This window comes from Paenibacillus aceris (assembly GCF_017874035.1).
Classification (GTDB): Bacteria; Bacillota; Bacilli; order Paenibacillales; family NBRC-103111; genus Paenibacillus_E; species Paenibacillus_E aceris.
The window spans coordinates 106372-129899 of sequence record NZ_JAGGKV010000016.1 but is presented as its reverse complement, the minus strand read 5'-3'; the positions used below and the strand labels follow the sequence as shown (position 1 = coordinate 129899).

The window sequence follows — 23528 nt, the reverse complement described above, 5'->3', positions numbered from 1 at the left end:
CCTTTTTCCTAAAACCCATTTGGGTTCGCTTGTTTGTAGTATATGACAAGCTCTTCCCGTTTTATAACCAAGTTGTCCTATCGCAGGAACGGTTTAGGATCGGTTGGAACCTCATTCAGCCTTACCTCGAAATGCAAATGGTTCCCTGTCGATTGCCCTGTTGAGCCAACTCCGGCAATTTTCTCGCCGCGTTTCACAACATCGCCGACTTTGACATAGATGCCATCGTTCATAATATGGCCGTACACCGTCCATAATCCATTGCCGTGATCGACGATAACGCAGTTACCGTATCCGTTCATCCATGATGCATAAATGACAGAGCCGTTCTCCGCAGCCAGGATGTTTGTCCCTTTAGGCGCACCGAGATCAATGCCTTTATGGTTCTCCGCTTTACCCGTTACCGGATTGATTCGTGAAACGAAGTCCGACGTAAGCGGCGCTTGCGCTGCCAAAGGGTAGCCCAGTTTGCCTCCAGCATACGTGAAAGGCGACTTCGCTTTGCTCGCTGCACGCTTCTTCGCCTGCAGGTCAGCCTCTTGCTTCGCTAACTGCGTAATCAACTTATCGTTCTCTTCGGAAATATCTTCAAGCGCCTTCTCTTGCTTCGAAAGTGACGCAATTTTTACTTCTTTGGCTTTTTCCTTCGCCTGCAGGTCGTCCCTCAGGGCGTCCGCATCGGCGTACAGCTTTTTGACCTTCTCGAGCTGCTGCTCTGTCTCTTCCTTCTTCTGAGCGACAACCTCTTTATCTTTCTTATTCGCCTCTAGTACAACTTTATCTTGATTTACAATAGATTTCAAAGCTTCTATGCGATTCAAGAAATCAGAAAAACTAGTCGCACTAAGAACCACATCCATGTACGAAACAAAACCGTTCATATACATTAAGCGCACACGGGATTTCAGCATTTGATCGCGGCTCTCCACTCGCGCTATCGCCTCATCCAACAGCTTCCCGTTTTCCTCTAAGTTATTGGAAACCTGATCAATTTGCTCATTTAGCTGGGTAAGCTTTTTACTAGCCTCGTTAACCTGTTGGACCAGCGTGTTCATATCCTTGGTGGCTTGGTCTTTCTCTGAGTGTACCTTATCTATCTGGTTCTGGGCGTCATTCGCCTTCTGCTGCGCTTCTGCCTTCTGCTTCTTAAGCTGAGTCAACTGCTGATCGATCTTATCCGTTGTGGATGCGGCATAACCCGCATAAGGAACCGCTAAAGAAGCTGCAATTCCAAGTGTCATCACCAAGGGTAGAATCTTCTTCTTCAAGCACGTAGCCTCCTCATCATTAAAAAATGATGCTTATTTGGAATTTATGTAATCTCTTATTCTCTTATCTCTTAATCTTTGAATCTATGTAAACAAAAATAAAAGCTTTAAAAGCCGGCTCTCAGAGCCGGGAAGGTTGGACGAAAAAGGGAGTAGGAGGAACGGAGTGTAGCAAGCTACATGAGTACCGGACTACCCCATTTTCGTTCAAGATTCGATACCGATTAAGCTACAAAGCAAAACTTCGTTATTAAAGTCGGCTTTAAAAGCCTCTTAATTAGACACGGAGGAATTTGCGGACGGAGATCAGGGATCCCCAGATCCCAATAACTATACCGATACCTAACAACAGAGCTATCATCGTTGGGGCAATTTCCCCGAACGGTGTCAGTTTAATCATCAACAAGTTCATGTTCAATGAACTTAAATTCAGCAGCTTCCAGTATCCGCCTAGAATAATCGCCGCGGGAATAAGCGAGCCCACAAATCCTAACAAAGCACCTTCTATAAAAAACGGCCAACGAATGAAAGAATTCGTCGCTCCTACCATTTTCATAATTGAAATTTCTTTCCGGCGGGCTAAAATTGTAATTTTAATCGTATTCGCAATTAAGAAAACAGCCGTAAAAGAAAGCAAAATCACGATGCCAAAACCGACCCAGCGTACAATTTGCGTTACCTTGAATAACGCTTCAACAGTCCCTTTGCCATAGTTCACTTTATAAATAGGTTTTGGATCCTTGCCTACGTTAAGCGCACTAATTTGATCCGCAACCGCCGCTACATTTCTGGGATCATCCACTTCAATTGTGAATGCATCATTCAGCGGATTGTTTTCCCCTTCAAAGCCATCCAGCAGAGCTTTACCGCTCTCCCCTAGCTTTTGTCGCAAATAGACAAGCCCTTCTTCTTTCGAGACGAACTTAACCGTTTTGACTTCATGTATTCCTTGTATTTGAGACTCTAAAGCTGTTATTTGATCCTGAGGCGTATTAACCTCCAGGTATACGTTAATCTCTACTTGATCCTCAATTTGACTGGCAATATCATTCACATTCAATGTAATCAGTACGAATATGCCCAGTATGAATAACGAGATGGCAATCGAACTGATCGATGCGAACGTCATCCAACCATTCCGGACAACATTCCTCATACCTTCCCGTAAGTGCCGGGATAGTGTACTAATCTTCATAGCCGTATTCCCCCCGTACCTGATCACGAGCAATAAGGCCATTCTCGATTGCTATGACTCGTTTACGCATCGTATTAACGATCTCTTTGTTATGCGTAGCCATGACGATTGTCGTACCGCGGAAATTAATTTCCTCCATCAGCTTCATAATGCCCCATGAAGTCTCAGGGTCGAGGTTTCCTGTCGGTTCATCGGCGATAATGACGGATGGGTTGTTAATTATTGCCCGGGCAATGGCTACACGCTGCTGCTCGCCCCCTGATAGCTGTGAAGGAAGGGAATTCGCTTTGTCCTTCAGCTTTACGAGCTCAAGCACCTCCATGGTACGCTTCTTGATCTGTTTCTTCGGTGCCTCGATAACTTCCATGGCAAACGCCACATTGTCGAAAATTGACAGCTTCGGAAGCAGACGATAGTCCTGAAAAATAACTCCGATATTTCGACGTAAAAATGGTATTTTACGCTGCTTAAGCTTCTCTAGATTGAAACCATTCACGAAAATCTGACCCTTGGTCGGTCTTTCTTCTCTATACATCAATTTCATAAATGTCGATTTACCAGCGCCAGATGGCCCGACAACATAAACAAACTCGTTGCGGTCTACTTTTACATTAATCCCTCTCAATGCATGAGTGCCGTTGGAGTACGTTTTCCATACGTCCTGCATTTCGATCACAATATCACATCCTAATATAGGGATCTTTGGGCAGCGCCCAAAGTCTCTCCGCTGTATTGACAGCTTTTAAAAGTTCGACACAAAAGCGGAAATTCCTTCTAAAATCGTTTTAAAATTCATGTTGATTACTGTCATTATAACATGATTTGTACACATTTGAGAGTCGCAAGGTTTTAGTAATAAATTATTGGAAAGGAAGATACATATGGTAGTACATGCCTTTCACTCATTCGAACGTAAAGGAGCCGCTGTACATGCCACTCTACATCAGAAAACCAATCATCTATGCATCGGTCACCTTAGGACTGCTAAGTGCGTTAAGCATAGCTTTATACATTTATGGCTCTCAGAACACATTGCCTCCCAAATTCACTGTGGCCGGATGGCGAGTCGGCGGCATGCCATATGATACGTTTCAAGAGCAATATAAAGAGCGTCTGGAGCTGCTCTCCGCGTTTCCCGTTCAATTGCAAACCTCTTATCCGGACATCGCCAATCGACAATTGACCCTTGGACAGCTAGGTGTTGAGTATCATGATGATACTTTGACCCGATCCCTAGAACAGCTGTTCCAAGCTTCACCCATTCAACGAATAAAGGTCCGCTGGCAGCTGCGGCATGCCGATATTCCCCTCGAGGTCGAGGTTAATCAAACACAGTTGACCGCTGCGGTTAAAGAGGCCTGGAAAGAAATCTACAGCCAGCAGCCTGCCCCAGCTAAGCGAATCGTAACTGCGCAAGACACACTCAATTATGAAGCGGAACGCAAAGTGCTTCGCGTCGATACCGTACATTTAGGGGAACATTTGAAAGAAATTGCCCCCTCCGTTTCCTATATTCATAATGCCGCTCCGATTCGACTGACACTCCCTTTGTACGAGCAAGGTCCTGCGGTAACGGTGGACACCTTGAAGAAGCAGGGTATTGATCGCAAAATATCGGAGTTCACAACCACGTTCCCCGCTTCAGGCGAAGGGCGCATACATAATATACGCTCCACGGCCGCCTCGATTCAAGATTTGCTCATGGCTCCGGGAGAAACGTTCGACTATAGCAAAATCATTGCCAAAACCGAAACCCAATTCGGCTATAAGGAAGCTCCGGTTATTCTAAACGGCAAGCTTGTGCCGGGCATTGGAGGCGGCATATGTCAAGTTTCGACAACACTGTACAATGCTGTTTTGCGAAGTGGGCTAGCTATTGTAGAGCGGCGCAACCACTCTTTGCCTGTTAGCTATGTCACACTCGGACAAGATGCGACTTTTGCCAGCGGCTATATTAATTTCAAATTCCGCAACAACACAGACTCGTACCTTTTAATACGTACCGTTACAACGGATCGAGATGTCACCGTCAAGCTTTACGGGAACATGTCCCCCTCGATCACCTATGACATCGAATCCAACGTCGTAGAAACGATTCAACCTCCCACCAAATACTTGCACAATGCAAGTCTAGCTCCAGGAGTAACGCGGCCTATCTCTACAGGCAAAGCAGGCTATAAGGTCGAAACCTATCGGATCAAAAGAGAAAATGGCATCTTCGTCAGCAAAGAGCTCATCTCGAAAGATCAGTATTCCCCAGTGCCGACTCTGGTCGCTTCTAACCGAGGCGACATTAAACCGGAAGATGGCGGTACCACCGAGCCTACACAACCCATTTTAGAAGACGGCGTAAAGGGACCTTCCTTCCGATAATCCTTTGTGACTATTGGAGCCAAAATAAGTGAAAGCAAGTAAAGGTCATGTGACTGTAGTTACTAGGTCACTATGACTTTTTTTTATTATGATAAGTATACGCAATACGAAATAAGGAGGATGAACGATGAGCAAGAGTGATTATTTCAAAGAATTACACTATCGACTGCGCGGACTTCCCGAGAAGGAGCGCCAAAATATATTATCTGTGTACGAGGAATTGTTTCAAAAGGCGATTGAGAACGGCAAACACGAGGATGAGGTAGCACAGTCGCTAGGCTACCCGCGCGTACCAAACTGGGATGCACAGAAGGACGCATCGAACGTGATCAGTCCTGAGCCTACGAAGAGCAGGCCCCAGGAGTCAGCCCCTCAAGCTCCTTCACCTGACAAAACATATTCAAAACCTGAACCGGCAGCACCGCCTAAACAGGCGACCGAGATTGGTGGCTTTCCTCCCTACACGCCGCCACCTCAGGGGAATCCTTATTATGCACCTCAACCTCCTTACCCCTATCCGGCCAAACAGGAATCTGGGATAAAGGCGATTATCATTAGCATTGCGCTTGGTTTTTTCAATCTCCTGTTCGTTGTAGGCCCGTGGTTCGGCATTTTCGCAGCGTTAATTGCGCTATTTGTATCGGGCTTTGCGCTAATCATCGCTCCGGTTGCCGGTATGGTCGGCAGCTTTCTGAACTCGGTTGGCAGCGATCTGCAGTTTATCGGGTTCGCCATGTTGGCTTGCTTCGGCTTAGGCGTTATTCTGACGACGCTCGGCATTTGGCTGCTCAAAGTGTTTTTCAAACTCAGCTGGTCGTACATCCAATTCAATGCCAAATTAATTAGGGGGGCTTAAGCCATGAAAAGTGGATATAAATTTTTCTTGCTGATCGGCTTTGCCTGTTTGGCGGTTGGTCTTGTAGGTGCAGCTGTTAGTTTTAAAACTTTGGATCTCGAGGCAGGCGTCTCCAACATTGATGTCGAGAAAAAGATTGCTGCAGCAAATATCGACACACTCATTATTCAAAATGATATCTCCAACGTTACCTTCGTCTCTACAAATTCCGACGAAATTAAAGTGCGGCTGGTTGGTACGATGCGAGAGGCTAACGCGAATGACTGTACCGTGGAAGCTGCGACAGAGGGAAGTAACGCCTGGCGGGTAGACGTATGTACGAAGAAAAAAGACCACTTCAATTTTGGGTTTGACATTACCGAACTCAAAAATTTGATTGCCGGCCGCGGCTTTGGTCTCAAAACCGAAGTCTCTCTTCCTGATAAAATGTACAAAGCCATCACCGTTTCTTCCGATACGGGGAATATCAACTTCAATGATCTAAAATCGGAGAAGCTGACAGCCAGTACGGATACCGGCAGCATTTCACTCGACCGCTACGAAGGCAAACAGCTGAATCTCCAAGCTGATACAGGGCATATCAATATCCAACAAGCCCAAGGAGATATAAAGATCAAAACCGATACGGGAGGCATTACGGCAAAATTAAGCGATATCGGCGACTCCGTCTCCTTAGAATCTGACACAGGCAGTGTCCGCCTGACGCTGGATCCAACGCCTAAGAATGTCAGCTTCGATTTGAGTACCGATACCGGCAGCGCCAATCTGGAAGTGCCTGGTCTCACCATAGATCGTGAAGACCATAACTCTGCCAAAGGCACCCTCGGGGATGGCAGCAAAAAAGTGAAAGTCCGCGTTGATACCGGGTACATTTCGGTCACGGGCAGATAAACGGCAAAAAGCCTTCAATTCCATCCATTCGGATGACGTTGAAGGCCTTTTTATATAGGCAAACTTATTTGCTCTTCTCTAAGTATGTTTGCAACCACTCATTGGACTGCGCCAGCACTTGTTCTGCACGAGCAATGGCTTCCGACACTTGATTGCTTGCCGTTCCGCCGTAAACATTACGCGCATTAACGACTTGCTCAGGTTGCAGCACAGCATAAATATCGGACTCAAACAGTGTTGAGAACGTTTTGAACTCCTCGATGCTCATATCGAGTAAATACTTTTTGTTCTGGATGCAGTACAGCACCGTTTTGCCGATGACTTCGTGAGCTTGACGGAATGGCAGTCCCTTGTTAACAAGGTAATCTGCGATGTCCGTTGCGTTTGAGAAGTCCTGGTTCACGGCTTGTCTCATGCGATCCGTGTTCACTTTCATGGTGGCTACCATTGGAGCGAACAGTTGAAGCGCGCCTTGCAGCGTACGAACCGTATCGAACATGCCTTCTTTATCTTCTTGCATGTCCTTGTTGTACGCCAGCGGCAGCGACTTCAGCACGGTCATCAGACCGAACAAGTTGCCGTAGACGCGGCCTGTTTTGCCGCGGACGAGCTCCGCCACGTCCGGATTTTTCTTCTGCGGCATAATCGAGCTGCCGGTGCAGAAGGCATCATCGAGTTCCACGAACGCGAACTCGGTGGAAGACCAGAGCACCATTTCCTCGCTGAAGCGAGAAAGGTGCATCATGATCATCGACGCGTTAGAGAGGAACTCCAGGATGAAATCGCGGTCGCTGACCGCATCCAGGGAGTTCTCGTACACGCGTCCGAACCCGAGCTGCTCCGCCACGAAATGGCGGTCGATCGGGAACGTCGTGCCCGCGAGCGCGCCAGCACCGAGCGGCAGGATGTCTACGCGCTTGTAGCTGTCCTGCAAGCGCTCAAGATCGCGTTGGAACATGCTGACATAAGCCATCATGTGATGTGCGAACAGAATCGGCTGCGCACGCTGAAGATGCGTATACCCCGGGATAATCGTATCGATGTTTTTCTTCGCTTGATCAAGAAGAGCTTCCTGCAGCTTAATGAGGTGTCCAACGAACTCGACTACTCGTTTGCGCAGGTACAGATGCATGTCCGTTGCGACTTGATCGTTACGGCTGCGGCCTGTATGCAGCTTGCCGCCAACTGGACCGATCAAATCGATCAGCGTCTTCTCGATATTCATGTGAATATCTTCATTCTGAATCGTATATTCCAGCTCGCCGCGGCGAATCATGCCTTGAACCGCGTAGAGACCGTCCTTGATTTTTTCGACATCTTCCGCTGGAAGAATGCCACATTTGCCAAGCATCGTCACGTGAGCCAAACTGCCTTGAATATCTTCCTCGGCTAGCTCCTTATCAAACGTAATTGATGCTGTATATTCTTCAACCAATTGGTCGGTCTGCTTCGTAAATCTTCCACCCCATAGCTTTGACACGCACACCCACTCCTCTCTAATTTACAGCCCAAAGGCTTTCCACGAGGGAAAGCCCGGTTTCACAGCCTATATTGACTTACTTCTTAGCGTTTTGCTCGACACCTGAAGATACTTTCAAACGAAGTGCATTCAAGTGAATGAAGCCAGTCGCATCGCCTTGATCGTAAGCTTTCGTCGGATCAGCTTCCATCGTCGCAATATCCGGATTGTACAAGGATACTGGGCTTTTCACGCCAGCACCGATCACGTTTCCTTTGTACAATTTCAAACGAACTGTACCGGATACGTTCTTTTGGCTTTCTGCAACAAGCGCTTGAATGGCCAAACGCTCAGGAGCGAACCAGAAGCCGTTGTATACAAGACTTGCATATTTGGAAATCAGGGAATCACGAAGATGCATAACATCGCGGTCCATGGTCAGGGATTCCATTTTGCGGTGAGCGGTGAACAGGATCGTACCGCCCGGAGTTTCATACACGCCGCGGCTTTTCATGCCGACGAAACGGTTTTCCACCATGTCAACACGGCCAATGCCATGCTTGCCGCCGATTTCATTCAATGTTTCCATCACTTGAAGTGGAGTCAGCTTCGCGCCGTTGATTGCTACGCAGTCGCCTTTCTCGAACTCAAGCTCAATGTATTCCGCTTGATCCGGTGCATCTTCCGGAGCTACGCTCAGGACGTACATGTCTTTGTTGCTGTCAGCCGCTGCATCGAACCAAGGATCTTCCAGCATGCCGCTCTCGAAGGAGATATGCAGCAAGTTGCGGTCTGTCGAATACGGCTTCGCAGCGGATGCTGTTACTGGAATGCCATGTTTCTCGGCATACGCGATCATTTCAGCGCGGCCCGGGAACTGCTCGCGAAATTCTTCCAAACGCCAAGGCGCGATCACCGAAATCTCAGGCGCCAACGCCGCAGCTGTTAACTCGAAGCGCACTTGGTCGTTTCCTTTACCTGTTGCGCCATGCGCAATCGCTGTAGCACCTTCTGCGCGTGCAATTTCAACCATGCGCTTCGCGATCAAAGGACGTGCAATGCTCGTGCCGAGCAGGTACTGACCTTCATACAAAGCTGCCGCTTGGAACATCGGGTTGATGAAGTCCTTCGCGAACTCATCGCGCAGGTCGTCGATGTAGATTTTGGATGCGCCGGTTTGGAGCGCTTTTTCCTCTAGACCGTCCAACTCGTCTTTTTGCCCAATATCAGCAGTAAAAGCAATAATTTCGGCGTCGTAAGTCTCCTTGAGCCATTTCAAAATAACCGATGTATCCAGTCCGCCGGAATAAGCGAGTACGATTTTTTCCTTAGCCATGTCTACTAATCTCTCCGTTTCCTCTATCTATTTATTATATCATGGTCGCGGCCATAATAGCCTTTTGCGCATGAAGACGATTCTCTGCTTGGTCGAAAATAATCGAATGCGCGCCGTCAATGACGCCCTCGCTCACTTCTTCCCCGCGGTGTGCAGGCAAGCAGTGCATGAACAAGTAATCCGATTTAGCATATTTCACAAGATCTTCGTTGATTTGGTAGTTCTTGAACGCAATCTCCCGCTCCTGCTGCTCAGCCTCGAAGCCCATGCTCGCCCATACATCCGTGTAGACGATGTCCGCATTCTCAATCGCTTCGCGAGGGTCGCGCGTCAGAAGCACGCTGCCGCCGTATTGCGCAGCATTTTCCTTGGAATTCTGAATCACTTCTTGGTCAGGATCATAACCTTCCGGCGAAGCAATCGCGAAGTCCATCCCTAATTTGCTCGCGCCTACCATTAAGGAATGCACCATGTTGTTGCCGTCCCCAATGTAAGCTACTTTAATGCCTTTTAGACGGCCCTTTTTCTCAAGAACAGTCTGATAATCCGCCATAACCTGGCAAGGATGAGCATAATCCGTCAATCCGTTAATAACCGGAACCGTCGCGCCACGCGCAAGATCAATCACTTTACGGTGTTCGTACGTACGAATCATAATGCCATCGAGGTATCGGGACAGCGTTTGTGCTGTATCCCAAACCGTTTCACCGCGTCCGAGCTGTAAGTCGTTTTTGCTCAAAAATAAAGCCTGGCCTCCAAGCTGGTACATCCCCACTTCAAAAGAAACACGCGTGCGTGTCGAGGACTTCTCAAAAATCATCCCGAGCGTTTTGCCGGCAAGCACAGCATGAGGCTCTCTAGCCTTCTGCTTACGCTTAAGCTCAATTCCATAGTGGATTAAATATTCGATTTCTTCCGGTGTATAGTCAGCCAGCGCAAGAAAGTCTTTGCCTTTCAGCTGGGCAGCCATTTCTTCTTGTAAGGTAACGTTCATTTCATTCAACCTCTCTCCATGTTACTACTAGACGCTGCTGAGGGTCGACGCCTTCTCTGCGAGGACAGCGCACAGCACATCCAGCCCTTGATCTAAATCTTCTTGCGGTATATTTAAGGCCGGCACTAAACGAATGACGTTCGGTCCAGCAGGAATAACGAGCACGCCTCTTTTATGAATTTCACTAATGATTTCGCCTGCAGGTTGTGTGCACTCAATCCCGATCAAAAGCCCGATACCGCGAATTTTCGCGATGAGCGGATTGCCGGCAAGTTTGCTTTCCAGCTTCTTGATCGTGTACTCGCCTAACTCCGCTGCGCGTTCTGGCAGCTTTTGTGCAAGGATCGTATCCACTGCCGCAAAGCCAGCAGCCGTCGCAATCGGCGTTCCGCCAAATGTCGAACCGTGACTGCCTGCGCTAAACGCTTCAGCAAGGAAAGCTTTCCCCAGCATAGCGCCAATCGGGAATCCTCCGCCTAGGCCTTTGGCCAATGTAAAAATGTCAGGCTCAACACCATAGTGCTCATAGGCAAAAAGCTTACCTGTACGCCCTACGCCCGTTTGGATTTCATCCGCAATCAAAAGCAGATTTTCCTGTTTGCACAGCTCTGCTAATTGTTTCACGAACTCAGGATCAGCCGGCAATACGCCGCCTTCTCCCTGTACCATTTCCAACATGATGGCGCATGTTTTGTCATTCACAAGACTTCGCACAGCCTCGATATCGTTATAAGGCGCATATACAAAACCTTCAGGAAGCGGATGAAAGCCTTCCTTCACTTTGTCTTGACCCGTAGCGGTCAATGTCGCCAGTGTCCGTCCGTGGAACGACATGTTGAACGTAATAATCTCGTACCGACCGTTGTTCAGCACCTTTTGATTGTAGCGACGCGCCAACTTAATTGCGGCTTCATTCGCTTCTGCTCCTGTGGAACAGAAGAATACAGCATCCGCACAGCTGTTATCCGTAAGTAAGGAAGCTAGTTTTTCCTGGTTCGGAATATGGAAAAGGTTGCTCACATGCCACAGCTGATCAAGCTGCTGGACGAGCTGCTCCTTCACTTCTTTAGGCGCGTGCCCGAGGTTCGCAACTGCGATACCGCTCATCAAGTCGATGTACTCCTTGCCCGTATCGTCCCACAGTCGGCTGCCCTCCCCCTTCACCAGTGTAATTGGATATCTGGCGTACGTTGGAAAGAGCGAGCTTTTACCCGTTTCACTCATGTACATTCCCTCCTCTGAAATAATTATCTTACGATCCGTGTGCCAATCCCCGAGCCCTTCAGCACTTTGCTGAGTACGTTCGGCTCAGAACCATTCACAATCACAACTTCCTGCACCTTGCCTTGAATGCAAGCAATCGCTGCTCGCACTTTAGGAATCATGCCACCGTAAATGTCGCCATTAGCGATCATCTCTTCGATCTCTGCAACGCTCACAACAGGCAGCACCTGCTTCTCGCCGTCAACTGTCTTCATAATGCCGGGAACGTCCGTCACGACAACCATTTGCTCCACGCCTAAGTGGGAAGCAACCGCGCCAGCTGCCGTATCCGCGTTTATATTGTAACGCTGTCCGCCATCTTCACCAAGCCCAACCGGTGCAATAACCGGAATGTAGCCCATATTCACGATGCCTTGGATCAGCTCCGCGTTCACCTTCGTCACATCGCCGACTAAGCCGACCTCGTGGCTGTTCGCCACCGGCTTAGCTTCAATTAAATGCCCATCCACACCGGACAGTCCGAGCGCTGCTGCGCCTGTCAACTGAATACGGCGTACGATCTCTTTGTTGATTTGGCCGGAAAGCACCATCTCTACAACGTCCAGCACCGCTTCGTTCGTCACCCGCAGGCCGTTTACGAAACCGGACTCGATGCCCAGCTTGCCGAGCGTTTCCGAAATCGCCGGGCCTCCTCCGTGCACGATAACCGTTACAATGCCTTCCTCCTGAAGCTGACGCATATCGTCAAAAAAGCTGGCAGGCAGTGCCGCAAGCGTACTGCCGCCGCATTTCATCACAAAGCAATTGTTCTTCACTGCGTTCGTTCCCCTTTGCTTCCTTAGGTGCGGTAAGCAGCATTGATTCGCACATAATCATATGTCAAATCGCAGCCCCAACCCGTTGCCTTGCCAGTGCCCATATGTAAATTCACATGAATTTGAATGGTATCTGTTTTCAAATAAGCCAGTGCCGCTTCCTCATCGAACTTCACTGGACGTGACTGCTCGAGCACTGCGATATCGCCCAAGCGAATATCGACCGTGTTCACATTCACTGGTTGTCCCGAGTAACCGACAGCCGCAATGATCCGGCCCCAGTTCGCGTCAGCGCCATAAACGGCGGACTTCACGAGGCTCGAACCGATGATCGATTTCACGATCTTGCGAGCTGCTTCGTCGCTCTCCGCGCCGATAACCGTCGTCTCGATCAGCTTCGTCGCGCCCTCGCCGTCGCGTGCAATCGCTTTGGCCAGGTACTCGCCAACATATTGAAAACCTGCTGCGAATGCTTCCCAATCCGGATGCTCCGGAGTTAGCGTCTCGCCGCCAGCCAAACCGCTAGCCATCACCACGACCATGTCGTTGGTGGACGTATCGCCATCAACCGTGATCATGTTGAAGGTGTTGTCTGTGATCCTGCTAAGCAGCTGCTGCAGGTATTCGCTCTCGATCGGTGCGTCGGTTGTCATGAAACCGAGCATCGTCGCCATGTTCGGGTGAATCATCCCCGAACCTTTCGCTGCACCGGCAATGTGCACCTCTTTGCCGCCAACAACAAGACGGACACACGTCATCTTCTGCACAAGATCCGTTGTCAGGATCGCTTGGCAGAAGTCTTCGCCTCCGTCCGTTTTGATGCGCCCAGGCAGCTGCTCGATGCCTGATAAGACCTTGCCCATCGGCAGAAGCTCGCCGATGACGCCCGTGCTCGTCACGCCGACGTGGTGCTCTGCTACGCCTAGCGCCTTCGCGCTGGCTGCACGCATGGCATAGGCGTCGTCCTCGCCCTGCTGGCCGGTGCACGCGTTGGCGTTGCCGCTGTTCACGATCATCGCCTGCAGCTTGCCGCCTTGGGCGATACTTTCTTGCGTCACGCGCAGGGGTGCCGCTTGGAACGAGTTCAGCGTGTACACGCCTGCCGCTGCCGCTGGCACCTCACATACGATCGCGCCTAAGTCAAAGCGCTCCGTCTTCTTCAATCCACAGTGCAGACCGCCTGCACGAAAGCCTTTCGGCGTCGTTACTGTGCCCTCCGGCACGACCGTGAAACTAGCTTTATCCAACATCCTCGTCTCCTCACATGTCCTCTTCTTATGGATATACCGGTGCGAACAGCAATCCGGTCGTTTCTTCCCAACCGTACATCAAGTTCAAGTTCTGAATGGCCTGCCCCGCAGCGCCCTTCACCACATTATCAATAACGGAAACGATCGTCACGCGACCTGTCCGCTCATCCACGGAAAAGCCGATGTCACAGTAGTTAGAGCCATACACTTCCTTCGTCGAAGGGAACTTGCCTTCTTGACGGATGCGCACAAACTTCCGGCCTTCATAGAACTGGCGGTAAAGTTCAATAAAATCTGCTGCCGTATGCTCACCATTCACAGTAGCGTACATCGTCGACATAATCCCACGCGTCATCGGCACAAGATGTGTCGTGAACGTCGTCACCACCGGCTTACCCGCAACACGGCTGAGCGCTTGCTCAATTTCCGGGATATGCTGGTGTTTATTCACTTTATACACGTTCAAATTCTCATTTACTTCCGCATAGTGAACGCCAAGATTAACGCCTCGTCCTGCGCCGGAAACACCTGACTTGGCATCAATAATAATCGTAGATGGATCAATCCAACCCGCTTTGACAGCTGGGATAAGGCCTAGAAGCGTCGCTGTTGGGTAACAGCCAGGATTCGCGATCAAGTCGCTGCCTTGGACTTCGTCTCCGAATACCTCGGACAAAGCATAGATCGACTTCGCCAGCATTTCCTCGGAAGCCGGTTTCTTTTTGTACCATTTCTCGTAGTCGCTGCTTGATTTCAGTCTTAGGTCTCCAGAAATATCAATAACCTTCAGGCCCGCCGCCAAAAGTTTCGGTGAAAGCTCTGCACTTACGCCCGCCGGTGTCGCCAGGAACACCACGTCGGCTTTGCCTGCGATCAGATCTACATCGAGTTGGTCCAGAATATCAATAACGATTTCCTGCAAATGTGGAAAATGATCCGCAAGCGGCGCTCCCGCATTCGAAGTCGAGATGACCGAAGTGATCTTCACCAGAGGATGCGCCTGCAAAAGACGAATAACCTCCGCACCGCCGTACCCTGTGGCCCCAATAATAGCCGCTCTAACGCTTTGACTCATATGAATTCCCCCGTTACTCCGAAAATATATGTATGATTATACAGTCATATACATAATAATTCAATGAATTTTTTTCTCCAGTTTTCTCCGCGGAAACACGTTTAGATTCGAGACGAATCAAGGGTTTGGCAGCTTTTTTCCTGAAAAGCTTATCGCGGTTTTCAATCCTGTCTTTTGATGAAAAAAATTTATAATATGCATAGACGTCTTGTTCAAAGGACGAACAGTTATATTATCCCAAATTAAGCGTTGGACAAGCAACATTTTTTTATGAGAGATCTTGGCGGTGGGGGGATTCATTCGTAAAAATTATACTGCTTGCGTTTTTCGCCTGGGCGTTGAAGCCTCATCGGAAAACTTCTCGCCTTGTTCCACGATGATGTACAATCGGGGTTGTATTCTAAGAGTCGCCCTATGTTGTACTTTGTGCAGCATTTTCGCTATATTTTCCCCCGCATTCTCCTTCGTTGTATTAAATACAACCTTTTAGGCTAAAAGCGGCTGATTTCGGACTTTTCAGCTGAAATGGCTGTATTTTATACAGTATGTTGCACAAAATGCAACGAAGCCTGCGACTTTCCCGGAGCCAGATCCACATATCCCCACAATCAAAAAAGACGTGCCAAGGCACGTCCCTACAATTCGCTACCACCTTCCAGGTTACTAAGCATGCCGCTTAAACCCTTCGCCCAGCACCTCATTCGTTTCGCTCAAAATAACAAACGCCTGCGGATCCACCGACTGGACCAGCGTTTTCAACCGGCTGACCTCGTTCTGCTTCACGACGACCATCATCACCGTCCGCGATTCCCCGGTAAATCCGCCGGATCCGCTCAACTCTGTTAGCCCGCGGTCCAAATCATACAGAATCGCTTTGCGTATCGCATCCGTATGGTCCGAAATGATGAACGCCACTTTGGCATAGTTGAAACCGATCTGCACAATATCGATCGTTTTGGTCGTCACGAACAGGCCAATCAGCCCGTACAGTGCATTCTCCGGTGTGAATACTAGCGCAGAGGAGATGATCACCAACCCGTCAAAGACTGCAACAGAGAAGCCCAAACTTAACCCTGTATACTTATGTAAAATCTGCGCGGCCAGCCCAAGACCGCCCGTAGAACCTCGTCCGCGAAAAACAATGCCGAGTCCAAGCCCAACGCCTATCCCGCCATAAACGGAAGCAAGCAAAGGATTTTGCGTTGGAACGCCTAAATGGCTGGTTACGAGTACGCATAACGGAAAAACGACAGAACCCACGGCCGCCTTCACGCCAAAATGCCCTCCCAGCAGCCATAGAGCTAAGAGGAAAATCGGAATGTTCAGCGACCATTGAATGATCGCCGGGTTCAAGCCCGATACATGCTGAATCACCGTCGAGATCCCGGCAACTCCCCCCGTCGCAATTTGGTTCGGGTTCAAAAGGCAGTTAAAGCTGGCCGCCATAATCAGCGAGCCTACGATTAATAATGTGTATTCAAATACGGTATGTGCAGGACTTCCTATCCGTATCAGCGGTTCTCTTCTGGCCACCATAGGCCTCCTCTCACAAAAAATCCTACACCTGTTAGGTGTAGGATGAACGTCTATTGCCTCTGCTATGCGTTTACCCTCTGCTCGAAGCAAAAGGCCTTGCCTCATCTCGCCAAAGTGCCAATTATTCGGCGTTATCCGGCTTCCGAATCTGATGACGCAGGTAAGCATCGATGAACGAATCAAGATCTCCGTCCATGACCGCACCGATATTCCCAGTCTCCGCCGAAGTCCTGTGATCTTTCACCATGCTGTACGGATGAAAGACGTACGAACGGATTTGGCTGCCCCAGCCAATGTCCGACTGCTCGCCGCGAATTTCAGCCAGATGCTTCATTTGCGCTTCGATCTTCTTCTCGTACAGCTTGGAACGCAGCATCTTCATCGCTTTCTCGCGGTTCTTGATCTGCGAACGTTCTTGCTGACAGCTCACCACAACCCCGGTCGGTATGTGCGTAATCCGCACGGCCGAATCCGTGGTGTTGATATGCTGACCGCCGGCGCCGCTTGCCCGATACGTATCGATTTTGAGATCCTCTGTGCGGATCTCAACCTCTGTATCGTCCTCAATCTCCGGCATGATATCGCACGACACGAAAGATGTGTGACGTCTGCCTGACGCATCAAACGGCGAAATTCGCACGAGCCGGTGCACGCCCTTCTCCGCTTTCAAGTAGCCGTAGGCATTGAAGCCTGTGATTTGCAGCGTGACACTCTTCACGCCGGCTTCGTCGCCGGGCAAATAGTCGAGCACCTCGACTTTGTAGCCCCGCTTCTCCGCCCAGCGGCGGTACATGCGCAGCAGCATCTCCGCCCAGTCCTGCGACTCCGTGCCGCCCGCACCGGGATGCAGCTCTAGAATCGCATTCAGCCGGTCATACGGCTGATTGAGCAATAAGCCAAGCTCGAAGCCCTCGAGCTTCTTCTTAAGCCCCGCGATGCCTGCCTCAATGTCAGCCACCAAGCCAGCATCGCTTTCCTCTTCCTCGAGTTCGACCATGACCTGCAGGTCGTCAAACTCGTTCGAGAAGCCCTGAAACTGATCCACAACGCTCTTGATGGCGTTGAGCTCGGCGATGGTCTTCTGGGCGCGTTCGTTATCGTCCCAGAAGTCCGGCGCCCCCATTTTTTCCTCAAAATCGCCGATCGCTTCCAACTTATGATCTAAGTCAAAGAGACCCCCGTAATTCGGTTAGTCGCTTTGCTGTTTCTCTTAAATCTTGTTTCACTTCTGGTTCCAGCATGTCTTACACCTCTTTATTCTCTTGTGCCTTTGCTAAAAGGATCGCGTCAGCTTCGTTTAGCTGCCTTGTCCGTGGCACTGTTTGAACTTCTTGCCGCTGCCACATGGGCATGGATCGTTACGTCCGATGCGCTGTTCCTCATCGCGAACGACCGGCTTTTTGCCGCCAGCTTCGTTCTTCGTATCCACCGCTTGCCCTTCGGCCACGGCTTGACGCTCCAAGTTGCTTTGAACATGAGCTTTCATGATATACATCGCCACTTCTTCGCGAATATTCTCAATCATCTCTTGGAACATCTCAAAGCCTTCAAACTGGTACTCACGAAGCGGATCCGTACCACCGTATGCACGAAGGTGGATACCTTGACGCAGCTGATCCATCGCATCGATGTGATCCATCCATTTGCTGTCTACCGCACGCAGCGCAACAACCTTCTCGAACTCACGCATGAATTCAGGTCCGATCTCTTCTTCACGCTCATCGTAACGTTTGCTTACGAGCGCTTTGATATGATCAATAATCTCTTCTTGCTCTTTGCCCCAGATATCTTGGTCGCTAATATGCGCATCTTCCTGAAGGAAGTTATTGTTCACGAAATTGGCGACCTCTTGAAGCTCCCACTCCTCCGGAATTTGTTCTTCCGGACAGTGCGCTTTCACGACGCGCTCAATCACTGCGTTAATCATACCCTCGATAACTTCGCGGATATTTTCCGATTCCAGCAGCTCGCGGCGCTGTTTATAAATAATTTCACGTTGTTGATTCATGACATCGTCATACTGAAGGACCACTTTACGCACGTCGAAGTTGTTGCCCTCTACGCGTTTTTGGGCGGATTCTACCGCACGTGAGATTAATTTACTCTCGATCGGCTGATCTTCTTCCATCCCGAGGCGATCCATCATCGCCATAATATTTTCAGCGCCGAAACGTTTCATCAATTCATCCTCAAGAGATAGGTAGAATTGTGAAGAACCAGGGTCACCTTGACGGCCTGCGCGTCCGCGCAGCTGATTATCGATCCGTCGGCTTTCATGACGTTCTGTACCTATGATATGCAAACCGCCGATATCATGTACGCCTTCACCAAGCATAATGTCCGTACCGCGGCCCGCCATATTCGTAGCAATCGTCACCGAACCCGGTTGACCTGCGCGTGATACGATTTCGGCTTCTTCCGCATGGTATTTGGCGTTGAGGACTTTGTGCTGTACGCCTTTCTTTTTGAGCATCTCAGAAAGTCTTTCGGAGTTCTCGATCGATACCGTACCGACAAGAACCGGCTGATTCAGCTTGTGTTTCTCCACAATTTGCTCAACAACCGCCCTGAACTTACCATTCTCCGACTTGTAGACCACATCCGGCATGTCTTTACGAATCATCGGACGGTTGGTCGGAACAATGATAACCTCTAGCCCATAAATTTTCTTGAGCTCTTCCTCTTCCGTTTTCGCCGTACCTGTCATACCCGCAAGCTTGCGGTACATCCGGAAATAGTTCTGGAACGTAATCGTCGCCAGCGTCATGCTCTCATTCTGAACTTGCAGCTGCTCTTTGGCCTCAATGGCTTGGTGCAGCCCATCACTATAGCGACGGCCTGTCATGATACGGCCCGTAAATTCATCAACAATCATAACTTCGTCTTCTTGAACGACGTAGTCCACATCGCGTTTCATAATGAAACGCGCTTTCAGCGCTTGTGTCACGTGATGATTAATATTCACATTCTGATGATCGAATAAGTTCTCAATGCCGAACGCGCGCTCCGCTTTCGCGACCCCTTCTTCCGTAAGGGCCACGGAACGTACTTTAATATCAATCGTATAGTCCTCTTCTATATTCAGTTTGGACACAAAACGGTCCGCTGCATAATACAAATCCGTAGACTTAGCAGCTTGTCCTGAAATAATAAGAGGCGTTCTGGCTTCATCGACCAAAATGGAGTCAACTTCATCGATGACCGCATAATAAAGCGGACGCTGAACCATCTGCTCTTTGTACAACACCATGTTATCTCGCAGGTAGTCGAAACCATATTCGTTATTCGTACCATACGTAATATCGCATGCGTACGCTTCTTGCTTTTCCTCATGAGAAAGTTCATGTAGGTTAACCCCAACCGTCAGGCCAAGGAATTTATAGATCTGACCCATTTCGCCGCTATCACGCTGTGCCAAATAGTCATTGACTGTTACCACATGCACGCCTTTGCCCAGCAATGCATTCAAATACACAGGGAGTGTTCCAACTAGCGTTTTCCCTTCCCCTGTTCTCATCTCGGCGATACGGCCTTCGTGAAGCACCATACCCCCAATAAGTTGAACGTCGTAATGACGTTTACCCAATACACGCTTAGCAGCTTCTCTGACTACCGCAAAAGCCTCAGGCAGCAAATCATCCAGCTCGTCGCCTTTTTCCAAGCGATTTCTGAACTCAACAGTCTTGCCTCTTAATTCTTCATCGGATAACGGCTCAATGCTCGCTTCAAGCTCGTTGATATAATCAACGGCTTTTAACATCCGTTTAATTTCCCGTTCATTGGAATCACCAAAAATCTTCTTCACTAGTCCTAGCATCGGTGAACCCCTTTCCATTACATTCGTATCCTTAAATTGTACCACCTTTGACCGTCCTGCCGCAACAAACCCTCCGTCTACTTACGTATAAACTGTCCATAACCCACAAAATTCTCACGTTTTTTCACTTATTACTATAGTATTGAATCGTTGCCTTAAATGCATGCATGCAAAATAAACGACCTTGTCGTCCTAAAGGGGTATACCCGTATGCTTTTTTATCAACTGAAAAGAGCTCAATCCGATAGAATCGAATCAAGCTCTTGGTATCATTTATTTTATTTGTAAATTGCCGGCTCAATTAATCCGTACTTGCCGTCGTTGCGTTTATAAACGACATTGACTGAATCTGTGTCCATATTGGAGAAAACAAAGAAGCTGTGGCCAACCATATTCATTTGCAAAATCGCTTCCTCAACATCCATCGGCTTCAAATCGAAGCGCTTGTTGCGGACCAATTCAAAATCTTCTTCCTCTTCCACAAAAGTGACAGGCGATGTTTCGATTTTGAACAAATCGCGCTTGCCGCCTTCTTCGCGAATTTTGCGGTTCGTTCTTGTTTTATGCTTGCGAATTTGGCGCTCTAACTTGTCCACTACCAAATCAATCGAAGCATACATATCTGAATTGCGTTCTTCAGCTCTCAGCAGCACGCCTGTTAGAGGAATTGCCACTTCAATGGTTTGTAAACCTTTAACCACACTTAGCTTTACTTGTACATCGGATGTAAGGGGAGCTTCAAAATACCTATCTAGTCTGTTTAATTTTTTCTCGACATAGTCCCTGAGGGCCTCAGTTACTTCAAGGTGTTCTCCGCGAATGCTAATCATCATAGTTAAACATCTCCCTTCCTACTTACAGTATACTACATTCCACCCCATCTTCATAATTCCTTTAAATTCCGAGCATAATATTTATACGCAAAAAAACACCCCAGGATGACTCCCAGGGTGCGCATGTTCGTTGGTGTATACTAGCGGCACAAGCCGTGCCGGATAATTATAGTCTGCTAACGTTAGCTGCTTGCGGACCACGTGCGCCTTCTACGATGTCAAACTCTACAGCTTGACCTTCGTCCAGCGTTTTGAACCCTTCAGATTGGATAGCTGAGAAATGCACGAATACATCCCCACCATCTTCACGCTCAATAAAACCATAGCCTTTTTCTGCGTTGAACCATTTAACTTTACCTTGCATAACGTACACATTCCCTTCGTTTTAAAAAATGTAAAATCATTAACAATGAATAATGAAAGCCCTTACTTTTTGACTATATCACCCGTCTGCTTGACCTGTCAATTTCAAACTTTAATTCCAAGTAAATTTTTTGAAAATTCGGGTATATACAAGCCGTGGATAACTGCGGAATTTGTAGAATATTGTCGCGGCGCAGGTTTATCCACTTTATTCACAGAGTTATGCACAGGTTTGTACACATTATCCACAGGATTAATTAACATCCTTCAGAGAAACATTAAAGAAACGTTGGGTCCATGCATCACCGTTTTTCAATTTTCTCTGTACCTTTCCATCTGAATCAACAAATACAACTTGATCCTGGTCGATATCATCTTGATAAACTGTTGCATTTATCCCTACAACCGAACGATTACCCACTCTGCAGTCGCCTATCACAGATGAATTCGGAAGCAGCCCTACCCCTTTGCCAATCAAAGGATAGCAATCGTTTTGTGCACCTACCGTACAACCCTGCGAAGCAACAAAGAAGTCACCATAAGTTGCTCTTCCTAAAACCGTACCTACTGTGTGAAGCAATAAAAAAATATCCGGTAGAGCTGTATTATACATTACGCTAATTCCATGAAGCGCTTTGTTTAAATAAAACAACTTATTTGCTACAATTTCATTTTGGGATTCCTTCCATATTGTATTCGAAAGAAACCATAAAAAAACTGCGTATTGATCGGAATGTAAATGATTCAAAAAAGGACTCCCATTCTTATTATACGCAGGTAAAGTAACATGTTTGAAACAAAAGGCTGTCCTGTCTAAAGCCTTATCCATAACTGTGTTCCATTCCCCTTGATTTATAGCGATTTTATCAGGGAAAAAATGTTCTAACTGTTTTTGCACATACAAATTGAAATCACTATATGGTAACGACAGTTCCATTATGGAATTATCCTTTCGGCTTGATATTTCAATGTCATTTGTTTGATTCTTTGGATTATATCCAACGGTTTAAAAGCAAACTCTTCTTGGATTTTTTCTGTGGATATAGGAGGGAAAATAATTTCTGCAGCATTTTGCTTAACGATTACATCACATGAGGTCAAACGTTGTATCTCATTAGTGACCTTTTCATTTGTGGTGTTAGTTCCACTCGCAATATTGTACATAGATGATGTGCCAACATGAGAAATTTTAATAAGCAACTCTACCACATCTTCAATGCAAATATAATCTTTTGCTGAGCTTAATGTTGTTTGTAAATTAATTACTTTATGATTAACAGCATCTTTAATGATGGAGTACAAAAAATTATCGGATTGAAAATCTTGTCCACATACATTGGATATTCTTGCGATTTTTACATTTCTAGATGAGTTGAGACATAAGGATTCCCCTAATAACTTGGATAATTGGAATAAATCATCGGATCGATTGGGGTTTACGACTAAATCCGAATCTTCAAACCCTTCCTTGGCCCCGTAATAGATTCGAGTTGAAGATACATACAAAAACGAATCAAATCGAGCATTCTGTAGTAAATCTGACAAATAGGTCACATGAGCCTTCACTGTATCATAAGGCCTCATCCTAAAATCAGAGGTTACTCCGGCACAATATATCACATGACCCAATGAAGTATTAAAGGCTTCCAAGCTTCCTCGTTCGGGTTCAAAGAACTCACACTGAAGCTCAACTAATCTTTGTACTAAGTGACTCCCAATAAATCCTTTTGATCCAAAAACGGTTGTCTTCATGAACGTTCCCCAACTTTCTTAGCGGGGCTCCCCACATAAACGGAATAAGCCTCCAATTCAGTATTTACAAGGGAGTTAGCCCCTACAACACACCCTCTTCTCAAGATGGAACCATCTAGGATCACACAATTAGCGCCGATCCATACATCATCTTCTATAATAATCCCTCCCTTACTAGGAAGAAATCTTTGTTCTCTTATCGTTAAATGCTTTAGCTTATATTGATGATTCACAGGAGCTAAAGTGCAATTAGCTGCGATCATGACATCATTGCCTATCTTCACTCCATTGCCGGAGTAAATGACAACTCCTGAATTTAAATAGCAATTAGAGCCAATGATGACATCACCGATTCCCCCCGTTGGCTTGATTTTAACAAATGAGTCGATCTTTGTCCCATCACCAACTACGATTTGAGTTCCACGAACAGAATCCTCTATATCGGCTAATTTGGACACATATGCCGATTCGGAAATAATAATCAACCCCAC

21 protein-coding genes are annotated in these 23528 nt (G+C 47.8%); 3 read left to right on the top strand and 18 right to left on the bottom strand.

The window, feature by feature from the left end:
• Positions 1-77: 77 nt before the first annotated feature.
• From J2Z65_RS24720 to ftsE, 3 genes are all read right to left on the bottom strand, one after another.
• Entirely contained in the window at positions 78-1268 is a 1191-nt protein-coding gene (locus tag J2Z65_RS24720) for a murein hydrolase activator EnvC family protein (protein ID WP_167055100.1), read from the bottom strand.
• A 277-nt stretch (positions 1269-1545) separates the two neighbouring features.
• On the bottom strand, positions 1546-2463 hold the full coding sequence (gene ftsX, locus J2Z65_RS24715; protein WP_167055102.1) for a permease-like cell division protein FtsX: 918 nt from the start codon (positions 2461-2463) through the stop codon (positions 1546-1548).
• Positions 2453-3139, bottom strand: a complete 687-nt coding sequence (gene ftsE / locus J2Z65_RS24710; RefSeq protein WP_167055104.1) for a cell division ATP-binding protein FtsE — start codon at positions 3137-3139, stop codon at positions 2453-2455. Before ftsE ends, ftsX begins: the two co-directional genes overlap by 11 nt.
• A gap of 254 nt (positions 3140-3393) precedes the next feature.
• Here ftsE and J2Z65_RS24705 point away from each other — a divergent pair, with 254 nt between their 5' ends.
• The 3 genes from J2Z65_RS24705 to J2Z65_RS24695 all read left to right on the top strand — a co-directional run bounded on the left by J2Z65_RS24705 (position 3394) and on the right by J2Z65_RS24695 (position 6583).
• On the top strand, positions 3394-4836 hold the full coding sequence (locus tag J2Z65_RS24705; RefSeq protein WP_167055106.1) for a VanW family protein: 1443 nt from the start codon (positions 3394-3396) through the stop codon (positions 4834-4836).
• 127 nt (positions 4837-4963) lie between these two features.
• Complete coding sequence (locus J2Z65_RS24700; protein WP_167055108.1) at positions 4964-5692, top strand: HAAS signaling domain-containing protein; 729 nt, start codon at positions 4964-4966, stop codon at positions 5690-5692.
• A gap of 3 nt (positions 5693-5695) precedes the next feature.
• The gene (locus J2Z65_RS24695; RefSeq protein ID WP_167055110.1) at positions 5696-6583 is read left to right on the top strand and encodes a DUF4097 family beta strand repeat-containing protein; all 888 of its coding nucleotides are present in this window, start codon (positions 5696-5698) and stop codon (positions 6581-6583) included.
• 64 nt (positions 6584-6647) lie between these two features.
• Here the strand turns inward: J2Z65_RS24695 and argH are convergent, their stop codons facing one another.
• From argH to J2Z65_RS24620, 15 genes are all read right to left on the bottom strand, one after another.
• Positions 6648-8063 carry an argininosuccinate lyase gene (argH, locus tag J2Z65_RS24690; protein ID WP_167055112.1) on the bottom strand — a complete coding sequence of 472 codons (1416 nt, stop codon included), beginning with the start codon at positions 8061-8063 and terminating at the stop codon, positions 6648-6650.
• A 76-nt stretch (positions 8064-8139) separates the two neighbouring features.
• A complete protein-coding gene (locus tag J2Z65_RS24685; protein WP_167055114.1) occupies positions 8140-9378 on the bottom strand; it encodes an argininosuccinate synthase in 1239 nt (412 codons plus the stop codon).
• Positions 9379-9412: 34 nt separating this feature from the next.
• Entirely contained in the window at positions 9413-10372 is a 960-nt protein-coding gene (argF, locus tag J2Z65_RS24680) for an ornithine carbamoyltransferase (protein ID WP_167055116.1), read from the bottom strand.
• A gap of 27 nt (positions 10373-10399) precedes the next feature.
• Positions 10400-11596, bottom strand: coding sequence for an acetylornithine transaminase (locus J2Z65_RS24675; protein ID WP_167055118.1), 1197 nt, complete (start codon positions 11594-11596; stop codon positions 10400-10402).
• A 23-nt stretch (positions 11597-11619) separates the two neighbouring features.
• Positions 11620-12390 (bottom strand): acetylglutamate kinase, encoded by a 771-nt coding sequence (argB, locus tag J2Z65_RS24670; RefSeq protein WP_167055329.1) that lies wholly within the window; start codon positions 12388-12390, stop codon positions 11620-11622.
• A gap of 44 nt (positions 12391-12434) precedes the next feature.
• A complete protein-coding gene (gene argJ, locus J2Z65_RS24665; protein ID WP_167055120.1) occupies positions 12435-13661 on the bottom strand; it encodes a bifunctional glutamate N-acetyltransferase/amino-acid acetyltransferase ArgJ in 1227 nt (408 codons plus the stop codon).
• 25 nt (positions 13662-13686) lie between these two features.
• Positions 13687-14736: an N-acetyl-gamma-glutamyl-phosphate reductase gene (argC, locus tag J2Z65_RS24660; protein WP_167055122.1), complete on the bottom strand. Its 1050-nt coding sequence runs from the start codon at positions 14734-14736 to the stop codon at positions 13687-13689.
• A 663-nt stretch (positions 14737-15399) separates the two neighbouring features.
• The gene (locus tag J2Z65_RS24655; RefSeq protein WP_167055123.1) at positions 15400-16272 is read right to left on the bottom strand and encodes a YitT family protein; all 873 of its coding nucleotides are present in this window, start codon (positions 16270-16272) and stop codon (positions 15400-15402) included.
• 121 nt (positions 16273-16393) lie between these two features.
• A protein-coding gene (gene prfB / locus J2Z65_RS24650) for a peptide chain release factor 2 (protein ID WP_167055125.1) occupies positions 16394-17513 on the bottom strand; the annotation gives its coding sequence in 2 pieces (ribosomal slippage) (positions 16394-17440 and positions 17442-17513; 1119 coding nt in all).
• A gap of 56 nt (positions 17514-17569) precedes the next feature.
• The gene (gene secA, locus J2Z65_RS24645; RefSeq protein WP_167055332.1) at positions 17570-20089 is read right to left on the bottom strand and encodes a preprotein translocase subunit SecA; all 2520 of its coding nucleotides are present in this window, start codon (positions 20087-20089) and stop codon (positions 17570-17572) included.
• Positions 20090-20367: 278 nt separating this feature from the next.
• Positions 20368-20922 (bottom strand): ribosome hibernation-promoting factor, HPF/YfiA family, encoded by a 555-nt coding sequence (gene hpf / locus J2Z65_RS24640; protein WP_167055127.1) that lies wholly within the window; start codon positions 20920-20922, stop codon positions 20368-20370.
• Positions 20923-21088: 166 nt separating this feature from the next.
• Positions 21089-21286, bottom strand: a complete 198-nt coding sequence (locus J2Z65_RS24635; RefSeq protein WP_028556842.1) for a cold shock domain-containing protein — start codon at positions 21284-21286, stop codon at positions 21089-21091.
• A gap of 252 nt (positions 21287-21538) precedes the next feature.
• A complete protein-coding gene (locus J2Z65_RS24630; RefSeq protein ID WP_167055129.1) occupies positions 21539-22222 on the bottom strand; it encodes an LbetaH domain-containing protein in 684 nt (227 codons plus the stop codon).
• Entirely contained in the window at positions 22222-23037 is an 816-nt protein-coding gene (locus tag J2Z65_RS24625; RefSeq protein WP_167055131.1) for an NAD-dependent epimerase/dehydratase family protein, read from the bottom strand. Before J2Z65_RS24625 ends, J2Z65_RS24630 begins: the two co-directional genes overlap by 1 nt.
• Positions 23034-23528, bottom strand: a complete 495-nt coding sequence (locus J2Z65_RS24620) for an acyltransferase (RefSeq protein WP_342357357.1) — start codon at positions 23526-23528, stop codon at positions 23034-23036. Before J2Z65_RS24620 ends, J2Z65_RS24625 begins: the two co-directional genes overlap by 4 nt.